The following is a 25,156-nucleotide window of genomic DNA, read 5'->3' as shown; positions in this document are numbered from 1 at the left end:
ACGTCGCTGGCGCGACGTTCTTCTTGAGGCCCGGCGGGGCCAATCTCGCTGTCGAACACGTTGATCCGCTCGTAATCGGGAAAAATTCCGCCGTGGCCGTCCCTCATTTCTCCGTCAGCATCGTCGCTCGCGGCTCCGGCCGCAGCGCCGTGCTGTCGGCGGCTTATCGGCACTGCGCCAAAATGGCCTTCGAGCGGGAAGCCCGGACGATCGACTACACCCGCAAGCAGGGGCTCTTGCACGAAGAATTCGTCGTCCCGGCCGATGCGCCGGACTGGCTGCGGGCGATGATCGCCGATCAGTCGGTGTCTGGCGCGTCCGAGGCCTTCTGGAACAAAGTCGAGGGGTTCGAGAAACGCGCCGATGCGCAACTCGCCAAGGATATCACGATCGCGCTCCCAATCGAACTTTCGACGGAGCAGAACATCGTGCTGATACGGGATTTCATCGACCGCCACATCACCTCGAGAGGCATGGTTGCCGACTGGGTCTATCACGATGCACCCGGCAATCCGCATGTACACCTGATGACGACGCTGCGACCGCTTACCGAAGATGGATTCGGCGCCAAGAAAATCGCGGTCCTCGGGCCCGACGGCAATCCGATCCGCAACGATTCCGGCAAGATCGTCTACGAGCTTTGGGCCGGCAGCGCCCCCGACTTCAATGCCTTCCGCGATGGCTGGTTCGCCTGCCAGAACAAGCATCTCTCACTCGCCGGCCTCGATATACGGGTCGACGGCCGGTCCTTCGAGAAGCAGGGAATCGAGCTCACGCCGACCATTCATCTCGGCGTCGGGGCCAAGGCGATCGAGCGGAAGTCAGCGGAAGCCGACTGGGACATTTCGCTGGAACGGCTGGAGCTGCAGGAAGAGCGTCGAGCCGAAAACGCCCGCCGCATCCAGCGCCGTCCGGAGATCGTTCTCGACCTGATCACCCGGGAGAAAAGCGTCTTCGACGAGCGCGATATCGCCAAGATCCTGCACCGCTATTTCGACGATGCCGGCCGGTTCCATAGTCTGATGGCAAGAATCCTGCAGAGCCCGGAAACGCTCCGCCTTGAGCGCGAACGCATTGATTTTGCGAGCGGGCTTCGTGCACCGGCGAAATACACGACAAGGGAGCTGATCCGACTCGAAGCGGAGATGGTCGGACGGGCAATCTGGCTCTCTCTACAATCGTCCCATGATGTTCGAGACGCCGTGCTGAAGATGACTTTTGCGCGTCACACTCGTCTGTCGGAAGAGCAGAAGGCCGCTATCGCTCACGTTGTTGCGGGAGAAGGGGTCGCCGCGGTGATCGGCCGTGCCGGCGCCGGCAAGACGACGATGATGAAGGCGGCCCGCGAGGCTTGGGAGGCCGCCGGCTACCGCGTTGTAGGGGGCGCGCTTGCCGGCAAAGCCGCCGAGGGCCTGGAAAAGGAAGCTGGCATTCTGTCCCGCACGCTGTCGTCGTGGGAGCTTCGCTGGAACGAGGGCCGTGATCTGATCGACGACAGGACCGTCTTCGTGCTTGATGAGGCCGGAATGGTCTCATCCAGACAGATGGCTCTGTTTGTCGAAACGGCAACCAAGGCCGGAGCCAAGCTCGTGCTCATCGGCGATCCGCAACAGCTCCAACCGATTGAGGCCGGAGCCGCGTTCCGCGCCATTGCCGATCGTATCGGTTACGCCGAGCTCGGAACCATCTACCGCCAACGCGAGCAGTGGATGCGCGACGCCTCGCTTGATTTGGCACGCGGGAATGTCGGCAAAGCGGTCGAGGCCTATCGCGCACATGGGCACGTCAGTGGCTCGGAGCTCAAAACCGAGGCAATGCAGGCGCTGATCACCGATTGGAACAGCGACTACGATCCAATCGGAACTTCGCTGATCCTCGCTCATCTTCGTCGCGACGTTCGCATGCTCAACGAAATGGCGCGCGCGAAGCTCGTCGAGCGCCGCATCGTCGACGAGGGATTTGCCTTCAGGACCGAGGACGGAACCCGCAAGTTCGCGACCGGCGACCAAATTGTCTTCCTGAAGAACGAGGTCGCGCTCGGGGTCAAGAACGGCATGTTGGCGAAGGTAGTCGACGCAGCGCCCGGCCGCATCGTTGCTGAAGCCGGAGAAGGCGAACACCGCCGGCAGGTTACGGTCGAGAGCCGCTTCTACAATAACGTCGATTTCGGCTATGCTACCACGATTCACAAGAGCCAGGGTGCCACCGTCGATCGGGTCAAGGTGCTGGCGTCCTTGTCGCTCGACCGCCACCTCGCTTACGTCGCCATGACACGTCATCGCGAGGATCTTGCCGTCTATTACGGCCGTCGGTCTTTCGCCAAGGCCGGCGGCCTGATTCCGATCCTGTCGCGGAAAAACGCCAAGGAAACCACGCTCGATTATGCGAACGGCCGCTTGTACCGCCAGGCGCTCCGCTTCGCCAGGGCTCGGGGTTTCCACCTCGTCAGTGTCGCCCGAACGCTCATCCGCGATCGGCTCGAATGGACAGTCCGCCAGAAATCGAGGTTCGCCGACCTCGGCGCGCGTCTCTCAGCGATCGCCGGCAAGCTCGGTTTGTCTGCTGCCGCAGCCGGGACCTCTCAACCGCGCACGGTCAAGGAGTTGAAACCTATGGTCTCCGGCATCACCACCTTCGCGAAATCTCTCGAACAGGCTGTCGAGGACAGGCTTGCCGCCGATCCCGGCTTGATGAAGCAATGGCAGGAAGTCTCGGCACGTTTCCATCTTGTCTATGCCCAGCCGGAAGCGGCGTTCAAAGCCGCCAATGTCGACGCGATGCTGAAGGACAGAGCTGCAGCAAAAACCACGATATCCATGATCGGTTCGAAGCCCAGAACCTTTGGCGCGCTGAAGGGCAAGACCGGCATCCTCGCCAGCCGCGCGGACAAGCAGACCCGTGATACGGCCGACGCTAACGCTCCCGCGCTGGCGCGCAATCTCGAACGCTATCTGCGTCAACGGACGGTGGCGGCGCGCAAGTATGAAATCGAAGAACGCGCCCTTCGTCTGAAGGTGGCGGTCCACATCCCGGCTCTGTCGCCGGCGGCAAAGCAGACGCTCGAGCGCGTCCGAGACGCCATCGACCGAAACGATCTTCAGGCAGGGCTCGAATACGCGCTTGCCGACAAGATGGTGAAAGCGGAGCTCGAAGGATTTGCCAGAGCCATTTCGGAGCGTTTTGGCGAACGGACCTTCTTGCCTCTTGCCGCCGAGGACACGGGCGGACAGGCGTTCCAGTCCGTGACCAACGGCATGTCGGACGCGCAGAAGGCGGAGTTGCAATCCGCTTGGAATTCGATGCGGACGGTGCAGCAACTTGCAGCTCATGAGCGCACCACCGAGGCGCTGAAGCAGGCGGCAACGATGCGGCAGAAGAAGAGCCAGGGGCTCTCCCTTAAATGAGGGCTGGAGCTGAAAAACGCCTACCGATCATCCCGCGACGGAGGCGAACGGCTAGCATTCTGTCGGTGGCCGCGGCCGCCATCGTCCTTATCACAGTAGCTGGCTTCCTGGGTGGCTATCGGATCAATCAAACTCCGAGCGAGGCTCTCGGTCTCTGGCGCATTGTTCCGCTACATCGTCCGCCGGGCGTCGGAGACTTGGTGTTTGTCTGCCCAGCCGGGAAGGCCGGCATGCCGGAGGCGAGAGCGCGGGGATATCTCCGCCCCGGTCTTTGCCCGGCTCGTGTCGCGCCGCTCATCAAGACAGTCGTCGCCGTCGCTGGGCAGCGTGTCGAAATCGGCGCCGAAGTGACGATCGATGGGCGCGCGCTTCCTTCCTCCGCTCTGGCACAGCGTGACGGAAAAGGTCGGCGGCTGAGGCCTTCCCCAAGCGGCGTCGTGCCAGACGGACACGTGTTCCTGCATTCCTCGTTCGTCGGCTCCTACGATTCTCGCTACTTTGGGCCGCTGCCGGCTTCCAACGTTCTCGGCCTGGCGCAGGAGGTGCTGACCTATGCGCCGTGATTGGCTCCGACCAACGCTGCTCATCATCGCGTCGGTCATCGCCGGAACGGTAGCATGGAACGGCCATGTCTTGCTGCTGCCGATCGCGCTGGGATTCCCCGTCCTGTGGTCGCTGGCGCGAACGAGGTCCGCGGCAACACTCGTTTCGATCGGGTACTTCCTGGCGGCGTCGCGTGGCCTGCCGCAAGGCGTGGCAACTTTCTATGCCTCGGATCTCTGGCCGGGCCTGCTGTTGTGGCTAATCGCCTCCGCGAGCTTTGTCTCTTTGCACGCGCTGCTTTGGACGAAAGATGCCGGCAGCCTGCCCTACCGCTATGTCCTGGCGGCCGTCCTTATGACGGTTCCGCCTCTCGGTATTACCGGTTGGGCTCATCCCGTCACGGCTGCCGGCGTGTTATTTCCGGGATGGGGATGGTGGGGCCTGGCGGCGATAACAGCAGGCGCGGCGAGTCTCGTCTCACGCCTAAGGACGGCTGTTGCTATCGCCCTCGTAGGCTTCTGGCTCGGGTCCGCCGCGTTCTGGACGGATCCGACGCCACCGCAAGCGTGGCAGGGCGTCAATCTCCAACTGGGTGCTTCGCTTGGGCGGGACACCAGCATTCAGCGTCACCGTGATTTGATTGCCAGAGTGAAGGATCGAGCAGCCGAGGACCTCCGCTACATTGCTCTTCCCGAGAGTACCTTGGGTTTCTGGACGCCGAGGATCGAGCGGCTGTGGACGCGGTCGCTGGAGGGGCGGGACATCACGATTCTCGCGGGTGCCGCGGTCGTCAACGCACGCGGATACGATAACGTGCTCATCGCGCTGTCTGCCCAGGGCGGTCAGATCCTCTACCGGGAACGGATGCCCGTGCCGGGCTCAATGTGGCAGCCTTGGCGAGCGCTTTTAGAGGAAAGCGGCGGGGCGCGGGCGCACTTCTTCGCAAACCCGATTCTCACTCTCGGAGCCACACGAGTTGCACCACTGATCTGCTATGAGCAACTGATCGTCTGGCCAATCCTTCAATCGATGCTTAGTGATCCGGATCTGATCGTGGCTGTCGGCAACGGCTGGTGGACAAAAGGGACGTCCATTGTCGCCATCCAGCGTGCCAGCACCGCGGCCTGGGCGAAGCTGTTCGCAAAACCGGTTGTTTTTTCCTTCAACACCTGATGGCCCCCTGAATACCGGATGCCAAAGGAGACACCATGCTCGACGCTGCCCTGATCAAAGACTGTGCCGACCCTTCCCTGAAGCCGGCGATCGTTGAACAGTTCGTGACGGCGGCCGGATCGGCCGATCCCCTCTCCGTGACCGTCAGATCGGGTGGTCGATTGATCCTTGTCCCGCCGGCCCAATCAGCCGACGAAGCGATGGAAATCGTGCGGCAATATGCGGGAAGCGCGGTGGTCCGTGTCGGTCTGACGCAGTTTCCAGTTGGCGTGGGAGTCAAGGACCCGGCGGACCTCAAGCGGGATTTGCTCGACGCTTGCCAAAACGTTCGCAAGGGCACGGCTATGTTCGCCAAGATCATCAGGATCGTTTCAAAGTGGTACGGCAATCCCACGCACGATGAAGCCTTCCTGCAGATCTTCGAAGACGCCGTCTACGCATGGAAAACCGGAGAGTTCGAGGGGGTGAGGGTGTTTCAAGCTCCCGATCCGGGAGGGAGCGTCACAATGGAAAATGTATCGCCGGTCCGTGCGGAAAACAAAAACAGCGACATCCACCCGGAAGAAGCTGCCACCGAACCGCCCGACGCCAGCAAGATTGGTTCAGCCGAGATGCGGATCGACCTGTCGAGCATAGGCGGCAAATGACATTCTCGCGCGACGGAGACAGACGGGAATGTCCCGATCAAAAATGGTCAAATCGGCCGAGGCCTCCATTGCCACACCTAAGTGGTTGACGAACCGCAAAACTGGGTGGGGAATTTCTCCCACTGCCCCACCTTTTCGGCAGGTGTGGCAGTCTATTCCCGGTTACATCTCTGCGCCAGGTGCGGTTAACCCGGCCGCTTTGTTTTGCCGGAACTAAATTAGAACGCCTGCGTTTAGTACCGTCGCACACCAAAGCGACGTAAATGGCAGATGTAAATAAGGAAGCGGTGTTCTCTGTACGCCCTCAAAAATGCCGCTCCTGCCGCTCCCCTATCCGGGCGGCTTCCCAGTTCATGGCTTGTAACAAGGCAGTGTCCGTGTCGCGCGGGCACTGCCTTAGTCGTTGCAGCTCCCGCCGAAGCAAAGCGAGATGCGAAGCATGATGATATTCGATGACGACGTAGAGACAGCGCTAGCTTTCGCCTCCGAAGAACTCCGGATGACGCGGGAAGAGCTGATGCGCCTCCTCGTTCGCGAGTGGCTGGAGTCCTATGCTTACCTGCCCCTCAACGACTTGGATGAGGGCAGCGAGACTGCGGGAAGCGCGTAGGTGCCGCGGCCAAAGCCGAAACGTGTCTCACCGATTGTGCGCTAAGCTGCCACGTTTCCTGCGAAGCCGACGAATGCTATCATCCTTCTTCATCATGGATGGACTGGCCCTCATCGAAGCTCACCTGGCGTTGGCGGAGAGACACGTAGCTGACGGTGCTCGCCACGTGGTACTTCAGGTGAAATCTTGGCCGACCTTGAGAGCGGCGGCCACAACACCAAACCTGCGTGGACTCCTTGCTGTCTTCGAGCAATCGCTTGCCTTTCATCTTTTCGATCGCGACCGGCTCATCAGAGATGAGAGAATGCTGGCGATACGCAAACTTTAACTGCGACGGTCCACGAAGCGCGCCAACGGTAAGACATGCTTGCGCTCCCCTTTCAGCAGATCGATGACCGCCCCCTGCAGCGTCGGAACGCGTAAAGGGTAAAAACCGTCCGGCTGCCGGCTGGCACCGAATCCGACACCGATGAACCTGCTTGAGTGCAGCATAGGTTTGATCATACGGAGCGCTGCTGCCGTCGCTTCGTGGTGTCCGGAGGGGTTCACGAGGGTTACGATCTGGCCCCGGCGGGGTTGTTTCTATAAGGCGCACTCGTTCATTTCTTGTTCACGATTGCTACCGTAAAGTGTTGACAAGGCGCAGATGCGCGCCACTCGATCAAGCGGACGATTGCGTTCCTCGCCTCGACGATGGAACCAAACGTTGCCAGCCTCTTCTTCCAAAATGGACCGTTCAAAGCGCCATGGAAAACACGCAACCCAGCGTATGGGAAGATTTTTTTCAGTTCGATCACGCACTCGAGCTCATTTCCGATGCCGTCCCTCAGCCGATCATCGTGAAGGACAAACATTCGCGCTTCCGCTTCCTTAACGATGCCGCCTGTGCTCTTCTCGGCAGAGCACGCAGCGATCTGATCGGACGCACGGATCACGACATCCTACCCGCGGCAGAGGCCGATCGCATACGTGCGATGGACCAACGGGTTCTTGAGACCGGGGAAGAATTCTCTTTTGAGGAAGACATCACTGCAGCCGACGGAACCGTCAGGAACCTAGTGACACAGAAACGCCGCGTCGAACTCGCCGGTGGCGGCTCGAAGGAGATGCTGCTGGTGGTGACGATCCTGGATATGACCGCATGTCGTAGGGCAGCGACAGAGCTCCGCGCCAGTGAAGAGCATTATCGGTCCTTGATCGAGCTCCATCCTCAGGTCCCGTGGACGGCGCGCCCATCCGGAGAGGTTCTTGAAGTCGGCCCGCGATGGAAAGAGATTACCGGCTTCGAGGTTGCCGATGCGCTCGGGACAGAGCGGGCGAAGGCGGTGCATGCTGATGATGTTGAGGACGTGGAGCGGCTGTGGTCCAGATCGCTTTCAACCGGGGACCCGCTGGATGTCGAATTCCGGCTGGCGAGCGCCGAGGGAGGCCACCGTTGGTTTCGCAGTCGCGCGGCTGCACGAAAGGCGGGGGACGGTACGATCATCCGGTGGTACGGGATCCTGGAAGATGTCGACGATCGCCGAAGAGCCTTAGAGGCCGTTAAGGAGAGCGAGGCCCGGTTCAGGGCAATCGCGGACGACGCGCCAGTGATGATTTGGGTGACTGATGAAAACGGCGCTGCCACTTACCACAGTCGTCGCTGGCTCGAAACAACCGGCCAAACCACCGAGCAGTCCCGAGGTCTTGGATGGGCCGATGCAGTTCATCCGGAGAAACGACAAGAGGTTGAGGCTGGGTTCGAGGCGGCAATGCGCGACCGAAAACCCGTCCGGGTGGAATACCGTCTCCGGCGCGCCGATGGCAGTTGGGCTTGGGTCATCGATCTCGGTCAGCCACGCTTTGCCTCCGACGGACGGTTCCTCGGCTATGTTGGTATTGCCCTGGACATCACCGAACGCCGCAAGGCAGAACAGGACCGACTGCTGGCGCAAAAGCAAATTCACCACATGGCACGACACGATGCGTTGACGGGATTGCCGAATTGGCAGTCTCTCCGCGAGGAGTTCGAACGCATATCGAACAACATCGTGCCGGACACGAAGATCGCAATTCTCTGCCTCGATCTCGAGCGCTTCAAGTCGATCAATGACGCCTATGGTCGCGCCAGCGGCGACCTGCTGCTGCGCCGTGTCGCCGATCGGCTGCGAAATTGTGTCAAGCAATCCGACATCCTCTGCCGCCTCGGCGGCGACGATTTCCTCGTCTTGCGCACGGGCATCAAGAGCAATGACGAAGCGCGCAACCTTGCTCAGCAGCTTATCGATGTCGTTGAAGTGCCGTATGAGCTCGCAGGATCGCATGTCAATCTTGGGGTTATTGTCGGACTTGCGGCTGCTCCGAAGGGTGACCAGTCGATAGACGAGCTTATCCAGGCTGCCGATATAGCGCTTGACCAGGCCAAAGCCGGCGGCCGCGGCACATATGTAGAGTACGAGCCGGGGATGGACACGCATCTCCAGGCAAAACATGAGATGAAGGTTTTGCTTCGGCAGGCGCTCGCAAACAATGCGCTTGAAGTCCACTACCAGCCGCTGGTCAACCTCCATACAGGCAGCCTCACGACTTGTGAGGCGTTGGTCCGATGGCCGCAACCAGGACGAGGCCAGATCTCTCCGGCGGAGTTCATACCGGTTGCCGAGGAAGCTGGCCTAATTCTACCACTTGGCGAATGGGTCCTTCGTCAGGCCTGCACCGAGGCAGCGAAATGGCCGCTCGATATCAGCGTGGCGGTCAACCTATCGCCTGCGCAGTTCGACCGCCGTCTTGCTGCGACTGTCTGCGACATATTGAAAGAGACCGGTCTGAATGCCTCGCGCCTAGAGCTCGAAATCACCGAGTCGGTATTGCTCGATGAATGCGACCGCAATTTTCAGATACTGAAGGAGATTCGGCAACTCGGAGTCAAAGTCGCGATCGACGATTTCGGGACCGGCTATTCGTCGCTGAGCTATCTGAGGAGCTTTCGGTTCGACAAAATCAAGATCGACCGTAGCTTCGTTTCCGATCTGCCGGCCGGGAAGGAATCGCTGGCGATCCTCAGGGCGGTTGCCGGAATTGGACGCACGCTGGGAATCACCACAACCGTGGAAGGCGTCGAGACTCCAGACCAGCTCGAGATTATCAAGGCTGAAGGCTTCGATGAGGCGCAAGGTTACCTTTTCTCACGCCCCCTGCCCACTGCACAGTTACTCGAGCTAATGCACTCATGGCGTAACAAGTGTTTGCCATAGCAAGTTGCCGACCGACTGCCCTTCAGCAGCCCGATCTTATCCGTCATTGGCACTCTTTGAGAAAGAAAGGCCTCCACTGCTGCCAAGACAACAAGAAGGCTTCGCGCCCGAGCGTGCAAGGAGCCGCCCGGCAATAGGAAATCTGAGGCGCCCTGCAACCGGAAACGGCGCCACGGCGGGCTAGGGGCCGGTGAAGACTGACAGTCGCGTTCGGTATCTCCCCACCCACACCTTGTTCATGGCGAATCGCAGGGTCCCCGAGCGTAAATGTCCATACCCGACCTGGTCGGCCAGAGTCGAGGTCGAAAGCTCGATGCCCTCGCATTTGAGCCGGGTGCTCTGGCGGTTGAGAGGGCTATGCATGCCGAACTTGTCGAAGAGGATCGTCGCCAGCAGATGAGGACCGATGAAGCCGCGCGGCGTCGCATGGAACGGCGCCGGCGGCTGGCTGATCGCCTCGCAGTCACGGCAGGTAAATTTCTCCCGCACCGTCTCGATCACCTTGAACCGGCGCGGAACCTCCTCGAGCGTCTCGGTGACGTCCTCGCCCAGTTTCGACAGGCGCGAGCCGCCGCAGCATGCGCAGGTGACTGGGGGATCGATGACCACACGCTCACGCTCGATATCCTCCGGCCACGGCTTTCGGACCGGCCGTTTGCGCGTGAACGAACGCACGCTCGAGGTCCTGGCGGCAGCCGCCTGCGCTGCGGCTTCATCCTCCGTCGCCGCCATCACCAGTTCTTCCAGCTGCAATTCCATCTGGTCGATCAGGCGCGCCGTGCGCTCGGATCGCCGGCCGCGCAGTTCGCGCTTCAGCTTTTCGATCGCCAGCTCCAGACTGGCAATCAAGGCCTCACTGTCCGACAGCATGGCCTGCGCATTGGCGGCTTGCGCCACCGCAATGTCCCGCTCGGCGACGACGGTATCGCGCTCGGCAACAACGACATCACGTTCAGCCTGCAACATCTCACGCTCGGAAAGCAGCGCCAGATAGGCGCTCGCAAGGTCCGCAGGAAGATCCACAGGCTTCGAGGTCATGAAGCCATTCGATCAGATTCACTCAATAGTTTCAACGGCATAATGCTACCCGACCCGTGTTGGACGCCAGGTTTCCTGCGGATTGCGCCAGTCGATCCCGGACAACAAATAAGACAATTGCGCCGGTGAGATCGCTACCGCGCCGCCCTCCATGTTCGGCCAGATAAACCGGCCCTTCTCCAGCCGCCGCGTAAAAAGGCAGGCGCCCAGACCATCATGCCAGATGATCTTCAAAATATCCGATCTGCGGCCTCTGAAGACGAAGAGATGCCCGGACAACGGATCATGCTTCAAAATCTCCTGCACCCGAAGCGCCAGGGAGGGAAAGCCACAGCGCATGTCCGTATACCCCGTCGAAAGCCAGACCTTGACCCCTGTTCCCATCGGAAACGGATTCACCGCAGCGCCTCCAGTCCGCGCAGGATCCGCAGCAGTGCTTCAACGTCGACATCGCGTCCCACGATCACACGGCGACCATTGGCGCTGACAACCTCCATAAGCCCACTTTGTGCCGTCGAAGAATTGGTCGGCGCAACAACCGGCATGCCTGCCTCCGGGACCAACAGCGCAGGAACAAACCCTTCACTCCCCCGGCCATTGCCGAGCCGTCCCTCGCGAGCCGCTTTACGCCAATCGTTCAACTGAAAGCGTGTGATCCCATGGCGGCGTGCCGTTGCCGTCACCTGACGCGGGGCGGAATAACTCTCCGCCACGATCGCAAGTTTGGCCTCGTTGCTGAAACGGCGACGCCGCCCGCTATCGACAATCTCCATACGGCTAACTAGCGGCCGCTTCTCTATTGTTAAATCCACGCTTCTCACACTGTCTATATTGACGTCCATATAGACAGAACATCCAGTTCGCCTCACTTCTCAGCAAGGCGGCCCTCCTCGGAGGCGTACGCTAGTCGGAGGGAATACGATGGATTTCGCGCAACCCTTGAGTTTCGATCCACTTGGATCCGACGCGTTGGAAATGATCGAAAGAGCGCTCCACGCCGAACTGCAAAGGCGCGCATTGTCACGCAAGTCAGAAGAAGCTGAAGCGCTCGCCGCGGAGCTGATTGCAGCCTACCACGCCGGGGTTCGTGATGATCTCGGTCTAAGTATTGTTGCAGGGCTGTCTTGAGGCACGGCGCGCCCGGCGAGGAATCTTTCCTATTCTGCGGAGACTTCTTGCACGCAAATTTTTTAGCATGGTCCAGATGCCTTCGCGACTTCGCCTCTATCTCACAGGACAAACACAGCGATCAGGAACGCCTGGGCCAACGCCAGACGGTAGGCCGCCAGAATAGCGGCGACCTCCCGGTCGGCTAGGGGCTCCGTCCCTACTGTACGCCCTTCAATTGGAAGTAACGCTTTGGGAACCGATTCCGGAACACCGGAGTTTGTCTTCGTCGCCCTCACCTCAGCGCGACAAAGGCAAAAGCAGCGGCGCCTTCGATCCCCTCGAAGGACGCCGCTCTTTTTGTGCGTCAGCAGTCGCCGCTCAGCCACCATTGTGACGCCGCACCGCCCTGAAATCTGAAATCTGGCTTGCGCTTGTGCAAGCGGAAGTGAAGTCAGTATACGCCCGCAGGGGAAGGTCACTGGATCTGCGTGCCCGAGGCTGACAGCCCGCTTGTCCAATACCGCGCGGACGAGATCCTAAACGGATGTGGATCTCTATCCTCGCTGCTGCCGAGGCGGTCCGATCGTTCCTACGCCTGGGGCCTGCATCTTGGGCTTCGCCAGAAGAACCTTTGTTTCGCACCTTCGGTTCGGTACCGCGAGGTTTTTCCTGCCCGCTATCGCCGTTGCACTCTTTAAAGTTTCGTAGCTTGCCATATCGCAATCTCAGGCGTATATATTTCTAATTCATTTTATACGGAAATTTCTAGTCTAATACGCAGACAGAGCTGCGTCAGTTTCTGCGTTCCGGCGAAGGCTGCAGGCGCGAGACCCGGTATCGCAGGACGTATCTGAACAAGCAAATGCCAACGCGCAGCTGTCGTTGACGCGCAATAGGCGCCGCTTTGTCGTGGCAAAATCGCCAAGGGAGGTTTGTGACTTCAACGCCCGCGGCGGCCGAAGTGTGGGGTGCATGGATAACAAACAAGTAGTGCCTCAGACCAAGATCGGACATCCGGCGCACAGTGGGGCAGCATAGACATGGTCGCATCGGTCATTTCGTTGGGGACGTCATGCCATGCAGAAGAACATCGTGCTTCTTGCAGACGGAACGGGCAATAGCGCTGCAAAACTGTTCAAGACGAATGTGTGGCGGCTCTACGAAGCGCTCGATCTCGGTGAGCAGGATCAGATCGCGAGCTTCAGCGACGGGGTCGGAACCTCCTCGTTCAAACCCTTCGAGGTGATCGGCCTGGCGCTTGGCTTCGGGGTGAAGCGACGTGTCATCGCTCTCTACAGGTTCCTCTGCTTGAATTTCCAGCCCGGCGACAGGATCCATGTCTTCGGCTTTAGCCGCGGCGCCTTCACGATCCGTCTGCTGGTCGGGCTGGTCGCTCGCGAGGGACTAGTCGATTTCCAATCGCACGAGGAACTTGACCGTAACGCGCTTGCGGCCTACCGGGCGTATCGCAAGAAAGCATTTCCGTCACGACTGCCCTGGACGCAATGGGGGCGGAGCTTGCGGGATGCAGCCGTCAAGCGCTGGAACTGGTTGACGGGGAGCCGCTCGTACGATGAGGTCCGGCCTCGCTCCGGCCCTCGCTCGGCCGAAGAGGTGAAGATCGCCTTTGTCGGCGTTTGGGACACGGTTGCGGCATATGGTTTGCCGATCGATGAGTTGACCCGGGCGGTCAACCGGTGGATCTGGCCGATGACGTTCGAGAAATCTCACCTGCTGCCGTGTGTCGAGCGGGCCCGTCAAGCACTCAGCCTCGATGACGAGCGTCGGACGTTTTTCCCCATTCCGTGGAGCCCGACGGGTGCCGATGGCAACGAAATAGGTCCGGACCGCCTATGCCAGCTATGGTTCGCCGGTGTGCACTCGAATATCGGCGGCGGCTATCCGGACGACCGCCTGGCCTATGTGCCTTTGTGCTGGCTCATAGAGGAAGCTCAAATTGCTGGGCTGAGGTTCAAGGCCGATCCGGTCGCGAGATACGCCGATCTCGCCTCGGAGAACGGCCGGATCTACGATAGCCGCGCGAAGCTCGGCTTTTTCTATCGCTACCATCCGCGTGACAGCAAAACTCTATTGGGCCAATTCGCCCCGCTGGTAGATTGGAGCGTTCTGTTTCGCATGGCAGACGGTTCCGACGGCTACGCGCCTCTCTCCCTGCCGCTCGATTTTCGGATTCGAATGCCGAACGGCACTGTCGTGCCTTTCCTAACGCCGCGGACTGGGGATGCACCTTCGCCAAACTGTTCCGCTCTCCAGGCTCGTGCCCAAATGGTGCTCGCCGAGCTGCGCGAGCGTCAAGCGTCGGACGGGGCAGATCAGCTTGAACGCTTCGCCGTCATGCACGATACGATCTGGTGGCGCCGCGCCGTCTATTACGTGCTCCTGTTCCTCGTCCTGCTCGTCGCCTGCTACCCGCTGTTCGCCGAATATGTATCATCCGGTCCGCTGGACCGACTGGAAAATGGGGCAGTACCTATCGTCGGGCGCCTGACCGGCATTATCGAGTTCTTCACACCCGGTTTTGCTATGCCGTGGCTGAACGCAATCGCCCGCAATCCAGCCGCGGCTGCCATACTTGCCGCCCTGGTGGCGGCCACGATGTGGCTGAGCGCATTTCTTCGTACGCGTATAGCCGATCGGGCCCGAATTGCCTGGTGCAGTGGCAGGTGGCGGCGCGACCAGTCATATTTCGCAAAGGAGCGGGCCGAGCACCACAAGCGCCTTGCTGCCTCTGGCACCCTGATCTCCCTCGTTGCTGCGATAGCGGCTGCCGCAACGGGTACGCAGATCGCGGCTGCATTTTTCGCGACGGCTGGGCTTTTGTGCTTCCTCGGCATGATCGGTATGAAAAGGGAGCGCCAAAGACTGACGAGTTCGATTTTCCTGAGGTTTGCGCGGTCGGTGCGGACCAACCCGAAACTGATTGCGCTCTACAACGCCCTTCGTGAACATATCTTCCCGGCACTGTCTCTCGGCCTTGCAGGCCTTGCTGCCCTATTCCTGATCAACAAGGCGTCGGTCGATGTGGCCAGCGCCGCCGGCGCCTTCTGCGGGGACGACAATCCGTCTGATGAAAAAGTTGAAATATTGAGTAAGGACCAGGGGGATTTCGACCCGGCCTCAATGTGCTGGGACACGCAGATGGTTCTCCTCAAAGGAGAGCGCTACCGGATCACACTCGACATTCCGCCCGGATCGTCGTTGAAAGACGACAGCATCCGGTCTGGCGCAGCGGGAATGAAAATCCGGTCCTTCAGACAAGCCGTTGGAGTTCCGCTCAGAAGGTGGTGGGGACAGCCTTATTTTCAATTGATCGCCCGTATCGGCAGCCGCGGCGCCGATGAGCAGGCGGTAGTGCCTATCAGGCTGCGAGCCCCCAAGCCAGAGGACATTTCGCGTGCCGCTTTCCTGTTTACGCCACGCGAAACCGGACGGCTTTACCTCTACCTGAACGACGCTGCAGTTGGCCTACCGGGATTTTACGATCTCTTCTATCGGAACAACAGCGGCGCCGCCCGGGTCACTGTGGAGAATGTCAGCGGCTATTGAGCGTCGCATCATCCGCAGCGCAACGCGTCTTGCGGCTCGCTCGCAATTTTCAGTTGTTCCTAATGAAACAGCGCACGAGACGACGTCATGGTAGGTAGAACGATCGAGGAGGTACGGGTCAATGCGCCGCGTCTATCTGCTCATGGCCACCATCGGATTTCTGGTCTGCGTCGCCGTTACGGCCGTCTTCATACGCATGGACGTTTTTGGGCGCTTGCTCGCTGACAGGGTGCTGGCGAACGCCGCCATGCCGACGGAAAAGGAGATGCCACCCACTTCCGGGCAGATCCCCTTTTCCTCCGCGGATATCCAGATCATCGGCGGACGGGGTGAAGGGTTGAGTTGCAGCCTGCCCAGACTTTTGGCCGACCTCGCCTTTCCCCAAAAAGAAGGTCGCGAAGCTATCGGCCTCCAGATGCGGCAGGCCTGTGCCACGCACGATTACTGCTACAGGCACGGTGCGGCCACCTATGGCTACACCCAAGCCGATTGCGACTTCCTGCTCCAGGAGCACGCATTTCGGCTTTGCTATTTCATCGAGAGGCGGGAACCCGGAAGTGACATGGAGGCCAAACAAAGCAAATGCATCCGCGATGCCAGGCTCGTGACCCTAGGCGTTCGCGCCGGCGGCAGTGATTCATTCCGGCCGCTGAACCCGGACGTGGATGCTCTATCGGAAGGTCTCGAAAACAAGGCTGGACTTGATGGCAGAGCTTCAACCTACTTTGAGTTCGACCCCTATCCGGTTCGGTCTCTTTCCTACGCCGTATATCGAATTGCGGATGCCCCCCACGGCCATCAGGGACTGAAGGCGCTTTACAAGTTCTCGATGCGGCCCTCCGGCATGTTCGTCTCGGTAGCGACCGTAAGCAAAGATGCGAAATTTGGTGCGCTCGAACTCCACGTAAAGTTACCTGGCGATCCGTCCTACATCGTCAATGCGCCGATTGTCGTCGCCACGACACATCGCGGCAACAAGGAAGACTGGTTCGTATGGTGGCAGCGACGTGGCCTTAGCGAAACTGGCGGGCGCATCCTGGCGATTGCTCCGCGGCGGGCGACCAAAGAGGATTGGAACTGCCTCTACCTCGCCGGCATGACCAATGCGATGCTCGGCAACAGCGATCCGTGCGGTGCGCGCAGCACCATAGCAATAGTCGAAGTGGGGGACGCCGGGCGTCCTGACGATGGCGGATTTTCCCAGATCGTCGCGGCCCACGGCGCGCAGCCTGTGCCAGATACGCTTCACTTGATGGCGTTGCAGACGAACAGTTGCCTCGGAAATGGTGCGAACACACCCTGTTTTCGCGACATTCTCATCAGTACGGCGGTGCGGCGCAAGCACCAGCCACAGGAACCCCTGCGAGTAACGGATCAGCTTGCGAAAGAAACGCCCGGACAGAAACAGGAAGAAGACTACGTCTATCGCAACTACGTCTCTGCGCCGCTGGTTTTCCAGTCGCCGCTGGAACGCGATCCGCTCATGACCTGGGCGCGACGGGACAAGGACTATGAATCGAAGGCATTTGTGCGGCGCATCGGCATCGCGCGCAAGACCGCAAGGCCCAAGAACGATATCGGTCGGTCGCGCGGTTCCGTTTGGCTCGCCGACATACAGGAAAACGACGAACCGCTTTTCGCCTTGGGTCGGACAGGCGAGCGCCAATCACTGGTAGCGATACGGAAGTCCGACTATACGGGCATGGGCCGCGTGGAGATCCGCCAATGGCGCTTGCCGGGGCTAAGGGACGACGACTCGGGCGAGGCGCCGTTGATCGCGGCGAACACCGCGGCGTGCCAGCCGAAATTCGAAGGCACGTGGCTGGCTAGGCCTCCGATCGTGGTTTCCGTCGGATCCGACGAAGCCGTCGTCCTCTTGTCGCGCATCGTCGCCGCGAAGGAGGAAAACGGAGGCTACGGGCTGGAGTTGGCCACGCTCAAGATCGGAACCAATGGGCGCTGTAACGAAAGTCTCTTCTCCGGGCCAATGATCCCTTCGGTGACGCTGATACCGAATGCGACCAAGGATGACCACAACAGACCGCAACCACTCCTGAAGCAGAAGCGTCTCGAACTGCTCCGGCAGACCCCGACACTTGTTGACGATTTGGAAGGAGACAACACGCTCGAGGTGATCTTTCCCGGCGCGGGGAGCCCTCCGACCGCAAGTATGATCGCGCGGGTCAGCAAAGACGGGGTTTTCGTGCCCGAGCAGGTCGTGGCGGAAAGCATGATCCAGAAGTAAATGTGTCGCTTTTATAAACGTTGAAGGGGCCATTCAAGAATGGGAGGCTGAAGTGAAGACAAGTCTACGCGGCATTTGCGCAATGCTTGCCGAAGAGGCGATCGTCTTGGCGGCTTATAACGACGGCACGGGCACTATGACGATCGGCGCCGGCCACACCGCGGCTGCCGGTCCCCCGCTCCCCCGCTCCGGAATGGCGATCTCGCTCACCGAGGCCATAAACATATACCGCAACGATCTCGCCAAGACAGAAAGCCAGGTCCAGTCTGCAGTCAGAGCCGTGCTCTCGCAGCATCAATTCGATGCTCTCGTCTCCTGGCACTTCAACACAGGTGCGATTTCAAGCGCCACGTTGACGCGGAAGCTGAACAGCGGAGACTTGGCCGGCGCTGCAGCCGAGTTCGCGCGCTGGAACAAGAGCAAGGGAAAGGTCCTGGAGGGCCTTGTCGCCCGCCGCGAGCGTGAGACGGTGATGTTTTCGAAGGGTGATTACGGCAATCCGAAAGTCCGTGTTCTGGAGAACAAAGGTGGTTCGGAGGAGATCTTCACTGCTGACCAGATCGAGGCGCTCCTCGACGGCGCAGTGAATTCCGAGGACGAGCAGTCCACCGAAGAACTGCTGGCCAATCCGATCTCCCAGCTACTACCGCTTCACCGCCCCAAGCAGACGGCCGCCGTCACGCAGGCCGTGCTTCAGAAATTCCACGACCTGATTCCCGAGGAGGGACGAGACGACGCGGTGGCCGTGGTGGCCGTCCGTGGCTATTACCTTAACACAATGGGCAAGGAGGGTGCCAACGATCGAGGCGTCTATGACGACGCCATATTCGTGGTCGAACCGGACGGCGTACACAACTTCAACGCAAATACCGATCCCGGCCGGTTTGCTCGTGGTATTGCCAAATTGAAGTCGCGCCAGGCAATCCGGTACCGTCCCGGCCCGCATGGGTTTTCACGCAAGAATGGCCCCTATCCGGCCTTTCGCCAGGATAGCAACTGCGCCGTGATCCGCGACGAGACAGGTGAGGATACAGACTCACCTGCGGGCCGCTTCTGGATCAATCTCCATCGCGGCGGCATCACAACCACCTCCAGCCTCGGCTGCCAGACAGTTCCGCCGCACCAATGGCATGAATTTAAAACGCTTGTCGATGGCCTGCTGAAAAAGCACAGCCAGGAGACTTTCTATTATTTGCTTGTTGATCACGAGGATGTCCCACAGGAGGAAACGACCGTGCCCGCTGTAACGCAGCCCACACCTATGCCTACCGAAGTCAACCCCGCACAAGTGCTGCAACAGCTTTTGACACTCGCCGCTATGTTGCGCGGACGCAAAACGCCGAATCACGCCGACATGATCTGGCTGCAGGACTTCCTGCGCGCCGAGCCGAATATACTCAATGGTGAAATTCTGAATGGCAAGAAACAAGATCCCCTTGCATCGGCCAGCGACCCCGAACTGACGCCGGTCAACGGTGCGCTCGGCAAGACGATCGGGCATGCTCTCGACGGCCGAAAGACCGCGATAGGGGTCGTTGGCATGCTCGCGACAACCATCCTGCCGATCTTTTTCCCGCCGTTGGCGCCGATGGCAGCGGTCGCCGGACAGGTGATCGACGGCGTAGCAAACGCAAGCACTGCCGCAGGCGCGGCAACGCAGGCTGGCGGTGGGCTTGGCCGCGAGCTGGTCGCGGCTGCCTTCCCGGTCTTCGCTGCTGTGACAGGCTGGGGGGCGATGGGCAAAGTCGAAAAGTGGGTTCGGGCGCTGCGAAGCGGGCTCGTGGCTCCGGCTGGTACCACTCACTAGGCGGTGTTCTCAGCTGATCTCGGTTAGGACGGGGACTTCTATCCGGGAGGGTGAGGAGATGTCCGACACGATCGCATTCATGGGTTAGACACGACGGGTTCCAAGAAGTTTGTTGAGCCGACGCCTTGGCCAAGGCTTCTCGACAGGGAACGCCACATTTGGGAGCTTTGCCCATCCACGTGGCTCTCGGGAGGGGATTATGACGAGCGACGAGGAAACTGAACACATCCTGAGGACTCGAAGCTTCGAGGACATCCTGAGACTCGAACACCAATTCATACGAGCGCGCCGCCGTGCCGCCAGAATCAAGGTGCCGGAGGCTGGCCGTGCTGACCCCCCCACGGACTTGTTCGGCGTCGCATTGTCTGGTGGCGGAATCCGTTCGGCCTCGTTCTCTCTAGGTGCCCTGCAGGCACTTCACAGTTGGGGCCTAATCAAGCGCATGGACTATCTCTCCACGGTATCAGGTGGAGGTTACATCGGCGCCAGCATGATCGCCGCGATGCATGCTCAGCGGGGTGCCGGCGAGCGTGGGGAAGAATGTAGTTTCCCATTCTCCAGAGCGTCCATGGAGAACGTACGTGATTGCGAAACTGTGAGCCACTTACGCGACTACAGTCGTTTCCTCGCACCGCGCGGTTTTCAGGACATAACAATATCCGCAGCGATCATCATGCGTGGGCTGGCGGTCAATATTCTCTTACTGCTGGCGTTCCTTTTGCCTCTCGCGACTGTCTTTGTACTCACCAACCCGACAACCCGCGAGCTCGAACACAGCATCCTGCTGGACGTTGCAAACTATGCCTTTCCTGCCGGCTGGCGGAACTGGTGGGGCCCTCTCGAGGGCACTATCGCCGACCCGTTCATATTTTCGAGGATCGCGGCTGTCTACTTGAGTCTATGGTTGATCGGTTGGGCACTGAGGCGCTCTTATATGGAAAGCCTCCGGCACCGAGGCGGAGGACTGGAACACAACGGACTGGGCGCCAAGGTGGGTCGAGTCCTCATCATCGCGCTCGTCGTCTCTCTGGTAATGGAACTCCAGCCGACGATCATACGAATCGTGACGACAGAAATGGAGGGCAGCGAGAGTGAGACGAATTGGTTCAAAGGGCTGATCCTCGCCGCCGCTACAATTCTCTCCTTCACTGCCAGCCTCCAGGCAAAGCTCGTGGTCTGGATACAACACGCGCTGCATATGCCTTCGACAGGTGTACGCCTGCGGTCACTTGCTGCAAAAATCGCGCTTTATGGCGCAGCAATGACTCTGCCGCTCATGATATACGGCGTTTTCCTCGCGATCGTGATCTGGGGTATCCGAGTCGGCACATCCTATCCTTACGGTCCCGAATTTTTCGTTGCAAAGAGCTGGACGTTCTCAATCTGCGTGGCCTCCTTTGCATCGATTTTCTTCGCAGTAGGTCAAGCTTTGAGCCGCACTCACAAGAGTCGACCCTGGGATGCATTGACGGCGATCTGGCGACGCCCGTTCAATGGTTACATCTTGCTGCTTGTAGGCGCGTGGCTTTCGGTCCTATCTTTTTTAGCGCTTGCTACCCGAAGCGGATCCGATGATACCGTACGGGATTGGATCGTTCTGTCGAATTATTTGACACTCAGTGTGGCTGGAGTGGTAGTAGCATCGGCATTCACCGAAAATGCGAACGGCCTCCACAGGCTTTATCGCGACCGGCTGCAGGTAGCGTACCGTCTATGCGACAGAACCGAACAACCACTACCTCTTCACGCACTTCCCGAGAATGCTCCCTACCTTCTGGTGAATGCAACATTGAACGTCCGATTGCCCAGAAAGGACAAGCAGAATGCAAGCGGGAGCAAAATCGCTTCTGCCGTGCCTGCACCCGACACGCCTCGCTCGCCAGACCCGGCGAAACGAGGACGCAATGCCGAATTCTTTATTTTTTCCCAACATGCCATTGGTAGTGAATCGACACGCTACGCGGGTCCCGAATGGCTGTCGACGGTGGAACCGGACCTCGACTTGGCGGCGGCCGCCGCGATATCCGGCGCCGCGGTATCCTCAAGCATGGGCAGGATCGGCATAGGATTGCTCGGCCCTACGCTTGCGCTTCTAAATCTTCGCTTTTGGCTTCCGAACCCCTCCACACCTAGGACGCGCGACCGGCATTGGGAGGATATCTTCCGGCTTTACCTGTTTGCCGAGGCATTTGGAAGGCTACGTTCCGACAGCCTGCGCATCTACGTGACCGACGGCGGCCACATAGATAACATCGGGCTGTACCAGCTTCTGAAACGCCGCTGCAGATTTATAATCGTCATTGATGGCGAAGCGGATCCGGGCATGAATTTCTCCGCATCCGCTGACGTGCAGCGTTTTGCGCGTATCGACGACGGCGCGATCGTTTCGCTTGATTGGCGGCCTGTCAGGCACGCTGCACTTCAAAGATTGGCCGATCGAAGCAAGACGCACTCTGACTCGACGGGAACTCCTCACTATGCCGTCGGGAGTATCGTCAATGAAAATGGCGACAAAGGCATCCTTCTCTATGTAAAAGCGGCCGTTCGGGGAGACGAACCGGATTACGTGCTGGACTACGAGAGACGTTATCCGGATTTTCCCCACGAGGCGACAAGTGATCAGTTTTTCTCTGAAGAGCAAATGGAAGCCTACAGAGCACTTGGATTTCACGCCGTGAACGTTGCGCTCTCCGAAGTTCAGGCAAATGGCTCGGCAACCCTCAATGACCTGGGGCCGATTTCTTCGACGTCAGCCGCTTCACTGCGTGGCGAGCGGCTATTGGCGCACATGATGGAAAGACTAGGTGACCCTAAACGTCACCCCACGGCGCTAGCCAACGCTTCAACACTGGAAATCACCGACAGCGAGCGACGACGATATAAATGGTTTAAACGACATATCGACCAACTGAGGGATCTGGATTCAATTAATCTGCGCTGCTGGAGCGCAATAAACAGGGGGGCGACGATCAATGGGTACGATCGTCATGGTTCACGGGACGGGTGCTACTGGACCCGAAAGGGGGCCCGGTTGGTGGCAACGAGGCAGTTTCTTCGAGGAAGACCTTCGCGTCCTTCTCGAGGCTGAGCAGAACGAACTCAAGTTCGAGCACATTATATGGGACGGCTGCAATAGCGAAATGTCCCGGTTTGCCGCAGCCGAGGCGTTGCGCAATCGGCTATTTGAGCTTGAAAGACAAGATGAGGACTATTGTCTGCTCGGGCATAGCCATGGGGGCTCCGTCGTTGCGACAGCATTGGTAAACGCTTCCAAAAAGGGTCATCCCCTGCGCTATGCACGAAGATGGATAACGATTGGAACTCCGTACATTGAAACTCGAAGGCGATTTGCGTTGTTCTCCCGCCTACGGCCTTGGGGACGCGCCGGATATCTTCTGTTCGCTTACACGGCAATCACTTGGGCCTCTTTTGCGATATCTGTTTTGTTGACGCAGTCGGATAACCCCATTTTCGATCGCATTGTATTGTTTGGCGGTCCCTCCTTGTTGGCCTTCCTTTACATTTTGCTTCTGTTTTCGCAGCCCCAGAAAGTCAGGCTCTATGCGGTCAGGCTTTCGGAAGAGGCCGTCACATCTTTACTCGGTAAATGGTTCCCACTCTTCCACGCGGATGATGAGGCCCTCGGCGCGCTTCATTGGGTGCGAGCGGCAAAGGTTTCATTGTTCGATAAGAATTTTGCCGTCCCTGCGTTGTCTTTCATGTCGCTGATTTCCATTCCAGTTATCATGTATGCGCTCTCGCACTGGGCAGTATACGAGGATCTCGCCGCTCATCTAGGAGCATGGGTGTCCTTGACGCCAACCCCTAAATCACAGGTCGGAAGGCTCGAGGCGTTCGCTAGAGACAGTCTCGCTGTCATCGCCTATCCGACTGTGCACATTCTGCAGGTGCTGCAAGCGGCTGATGTCACCCCCAACAGTCAGTTCTTAGGTTTCGCCCTCTTCGTCGGTACGCTTGCCGGGCTTACTGGACTGTGGTTGGCAAGCGTTTTGATCAATCTACTGGTCGTTTTGTTCGCAGGGTATGTGAGCTCCGCCCTTAGCTGGATATTGAATCGACTAGCACACATACAGATACGCACGATCAGTCTAGGTGGCGACGCGTTAGGAGAGGAGGTGATTGCTGCCGACGACGCACCCATTTGGATAGGTGGGCGTGGCAAACCCCTGCCGGCGGACTTGGCTAAGGAAATTTCCCACCTCAGTGACGCGGCCGCCGCGGAAGCGCTAAAGCGAATTCGGACGCAAATTGCAACACTGGCCTTGGCTGGCGACGGCAGTTCTCTCGATTTCCTATCTTGGCGCGAGCTTGTCCATACATCCTACTTTTACGTACCGCGCTTTCGCAAACTGGTCGCTTACATCATTGCGCAATCGATCGGATTTCGCGCGACAAGAGCATTTAAGGAGGATCCCGACTATAAGACTGTCGCAAACTGGTACGCAGAGTTGTCCTCATCAACATGTATACGGAGGGACAAAGATGAGGCAGCCAAATCCTGATGCGAAACGTCTCACGATAGGGAAGCACACGTGGCGTTTCTGTCAATCCTTAGTTCCGCATGCCGTATTTCTATTCTTTATTTTTTTGTCGAACGGTCCTGCAAGTACAGTTACCCGCGTGGCCTTTTGGTGCTGGGCCGGATTAGTAATTCTCGACGAACTTTTGCCTCGGGTTCCATCCCTCCCTATCGATACACTTGAACAATTCCCGATTGCGCCACCGCTTGGCATTGTTGTCAAGAAAGTAGCGACCTTGCTGTTTGTCCTCTTTTTGATTGCCCAAATAAATTTAGGTTCGAGGCAAGATTTGCTCGATAGTGATTTTGTCCCTCTTTGTCTCACGACGGGCTTTTTGGGTGCGATATTCGCTATTCCAATTGCGCATGAGTTGATGCACAGCAAATCTAAGGAAGATCGAAGGTGGGCCGTTGTCATCATGGCGATGTTCAGTTACCCGCATTTTTGTCTAGAGCACATGTGCGGACACCATCGCAATGTGGGTACCTACGAGGATCCCGCGACAGCACGTCCCGGCGAAAGCATCTATGCATTCTTCGGCAGAACCCTGTGCAAGAGCTTTCTAAATTCCTGGCGGAGGGAGGTACTCCGATTGCGTATTCGGCGGCGCGGCAAGTTCAGTGTGTCTAATCGTATGCTTGCCTACTTCTGCATCGTCGTTCTTCTTCACATTCTAGTTTTCACCATGTTTGGGTCTCAGGGGGCGCTGTTCTTTCTTGCGCAAGGCATCACGGGAATTTTAACGCTCGAGGGGGTGAACTATATCGAGCATTACGGCCTCCAACGAAAACGGACCGAACGAGGTTTATACGAACCAGTCGACCGCCGTCACTCTTGGAATTCGACCCATTTTCTCACGAACCTCTTGCTCTTCGACTTGGCCAGACACAGTGATCACCATTTTCAGCCGGGACGAGAATTTCAAAGCCTCGCGTTAAGCCCCGACGCACCTCAACTTCCGGTGGGTTATTTCGGAATTCTCTGGATCGCCCTGTTTCCCCCTCTATGGCGTCAACTGATGGATAAAAAAATTCAGGGTCAAACCGGCCAAAGACGCGCCCTTATTAAAGGAGGTATAGAATGAAGACCTGCCCTATGTGCTTGAAAGACGATCTTAACGATGCTGCCAAGCGGTGCCCGCATTGCGGTTCCTGGCAATCCGCTTGGAGACGGTCGATGGCGGGCGCGATCGCCGCGCTCGGAGGGGCGTCTCTGACGTCGATCATATTATGCGCAGG

General features: G+C 58.8%; 16 protein-coding genes and 1 pseudogene. 14 read left to right on the top strand and 3 right to left on the bottom strand.

Annotation, left to right across the window (positions count from 1 at the left end; translation table 11 throughout):
- The first annotated feature begins 92 nt into the window (after window positions 1-92).
- From traA to CO664_RS25550, 7 genes are all read left to right on the top strand, one after another.
- A complete protein-coding gene (gene traA / locus CO664_RS25585) occupies window positions 93-3,404 on the top strand; it encodes a Ti-type conjugative transfer relaxase TraA (protein ID WP_097540285.1) in 3,312 nt (1,103 codons plus the stop codon).
- A complete protein-coding gene (gene traF, locus CO664_RS25580; RefSeq protein ID WP_097540284.1) occupies window positions 3,401-3,967 on the top strand; it encodes a conjugative transfer signal peptidase TraF in 567 nt (188 codons plus the stop codon). The genes traA and traF overlap by 4 nt, the downstream gene beginning before the upstream one ends.
- Window positions 3,957-5,120 (top strand): conjugal transfer protein TraB, encoded by a 1,164-nt coding sequence (locus tag CO664_RS25575; protein WP_097540283.1) that lies wholly within the window; start codon window positions 3,957-3,959, stop codon window positions 5,118-5,120. The genes traF and CO664_RS25575 overlap by 11 nt, the downstream gene beginning before the upstream one ends.
- A gap of 35 nt (window positions 5,121-5,155) precedes the next feature.
- The gene (locus CO664_RS25570; RefSeq protein WP_097540282.1) at window positions 5,156-5,767 is read left to right on the top strand and encodes a TraH family protein; all 612 of its coding nucleotides are present in this window, start codon (window positions 5,156-5,158) and stop codon (window positions 5,765-5,767) included.
- Between the two features lie 439 nt (window positions 5,768-6,206).
- Complete coding sequence (locus CO664_RS25565; protein ID WP_176536671.1) at window positions 6,207-6,377, top strand: hypothetical protein; 171 nt, start codon at window positions 6,207-6,209, stop codon at window positions 6,375-6,377.
- Window positions 6,378-6,450: 73 nt separating this feature from the next.
- Window positions 6,451-6,705, top strand: a complete 255-nt coding sequence (locus tag CO664_RS25560; RefSeq protein ID WP_097540280.1) for a hypothetical protein — start codon at window positions 6,451-6,453, stop codon at window positions 6,703-6,705.
- A 418-nt stretch (window positions 6,706-7,123) separates the two neighbouring features.
- The gene (locus CO664_RS25550; RefSeq protein ID WP_097540278.1) at window positions 7,124-9,610 is read left to right on the top strand and encodes an EAL domain-containing protein; all 2,487 of its coding nucleotides are present in this window, start codon (window positions 7,124-7,126) and stop codon (window positions 9,608-9,610) included.
- A 273-nt stretch (window positions 9,611-9,883) separates the two neighbouring features.
- On the opposite strand, the pseudogene CO664_RS25545 reads toward CO664_RS25550, so the two are convergent.
- The 3 genes and pseudogenes from CO664_RS25545 to CO664_RS25535 all read right to left on the bottom strand — a co-directional run.
- Window positions 9,884-10,648 (bottom strand): annotated as a pseudogene (locus CO664_RS25545) (IS66 family transposase zinc-finger binding domain-containing protein); the annotation flags it as partial.
- Window positions 10,649-10,693: 45 nt separating this feature from the next.
- Window positions 10,694-11,047, bottom strand: a complete 354-nt coding sequence (gene tnpB, locus CO664_RS25540) for an IS66 family insertion sequence element accessory protein TnpB (protein ID WP_348627807.1) — start codon at window positions 11,045-11,047, stop codon at window positions 10,694-10,696.
- Window positions 11,044-11,490: a transposase gene (locus CO664_RS25535; RefSeq protein WP_234819995.1), complete on the bottom strand. Its 447-nt coding sequence runs from the start codon at window positions 11,488-11,490 to the stop codon at window positions 11,044-11,046. The genes tnpB and CO664_RS25535 overlap by 4 nt, the downstream gene beginning before the upstream one ends.
- Window positions 11,491-11,569: 79 nt before the next feature.
- Between CO664_RS25535 and CO664_RS25530 the strand changes: the two genes are divergently transcribed.
- From CO664_RS25530 to CO664_RS25500, 7 genes are all read left to right on the top strand, one after another.
- Window positions 11,570-11,776 carry a hypothetical protein gene (locus tag CO664_RS25530; protein ID WP_097540277.1) on the top strand — a complete coding sequence of 69 codons (207 nt, stop codon included), beginning with the start codon at window positions 11,570-11,572 and terminating at the stop codon, window positions 11,774-11,776.
- 1,059 nt (window positions 11,777-12,835) lie between these two features.
- Window positions 12,836-15,325, top strand: a complete 2,490-nt coding sequence (locus CO664_RS25525; RefSeq protein WP_097540276.1) for a DUF2235 domain-containing protein — start codon at window positions 12,836-12,838, stop codon at window positions 15,323-15,325.
- Between the two features lie 121 nt (window positions 15,326-15,446).
- On the top strand, window positions 15,447-17,570 hold the full coding sequence (locus CO664_RS25520) for a hypothetical protein (RefSeq protein WP_097540275.1): 2,124 nt from the start codon (window positions 15,447-15,449) through the stop codon (window positions 17,568-17,570).
- Window positions 17,571-17,622: 52 nt separating this feature from the next.
- Window positions 17,623-19,377: a lysozyme gene (locus CO664_RS25515; protein WP_097540274.1), complete on the top strand. Its 1,755-nt coding sequence runs from the start codon at window positions 17,623-17,625 to the stop codon at window positions 19,375-19,377.
- A 199-nt stretch (window positions 19,378-19,576) separates the two neighbouring features.
- Window positions 19,577-22,465, top strand: a complete 2,889-nt coding sequence (locus CO664_RS25510; protein ID WP_097540273.1) for a patatin-like phospholipase family protein — start codon at window positions 19,577-19,579, stop codon at window positions 22,463-22,465.
- A complete protein-coding gene (locus tag CO664_RS25505) occupies window positions 22,350-23,900 on the top strand; it encodes a hypothetical protein (RefSeq protein WP_141471785.1) in 1,551 nt (516 codons plus the stop codon). The genes CO664_RS25510 and CO664_RS25505 overlap by 116 nt, the downstream gene beginning before the upstream one ends.
- Entirely contained in the window at window positions 23,881-25,002 is a 1,122-nt protein-coding gene (locus CO664_RS25500; RefSeq protein WP_097540271.1) for an alkane 1-monooxygenase, read from the top strand. Before CO664_RS25505 ends, CO664_RS25500 begins: the two co-directional genes overlap by 20 nt.
- Window positions 25,003-25,156: the final 154 nt, after the last annotated feature.

Source organism: Sinorhizobium sp. NG07B, assembly GCF_002532005.1.
In the GTDB taxonomy this organism is placed as follows: Bacteria; Pseudomonadota; Alphaproteobacteria; order Rhizobiales; family Rhizobiaceae; genus Sinorhizobium; species Sinorhizobium fredii_C.
Note: the sequence above shows the minus strand (reverse complement) of the source record. Positions and strands in the feature narration are given on the sequence as shown.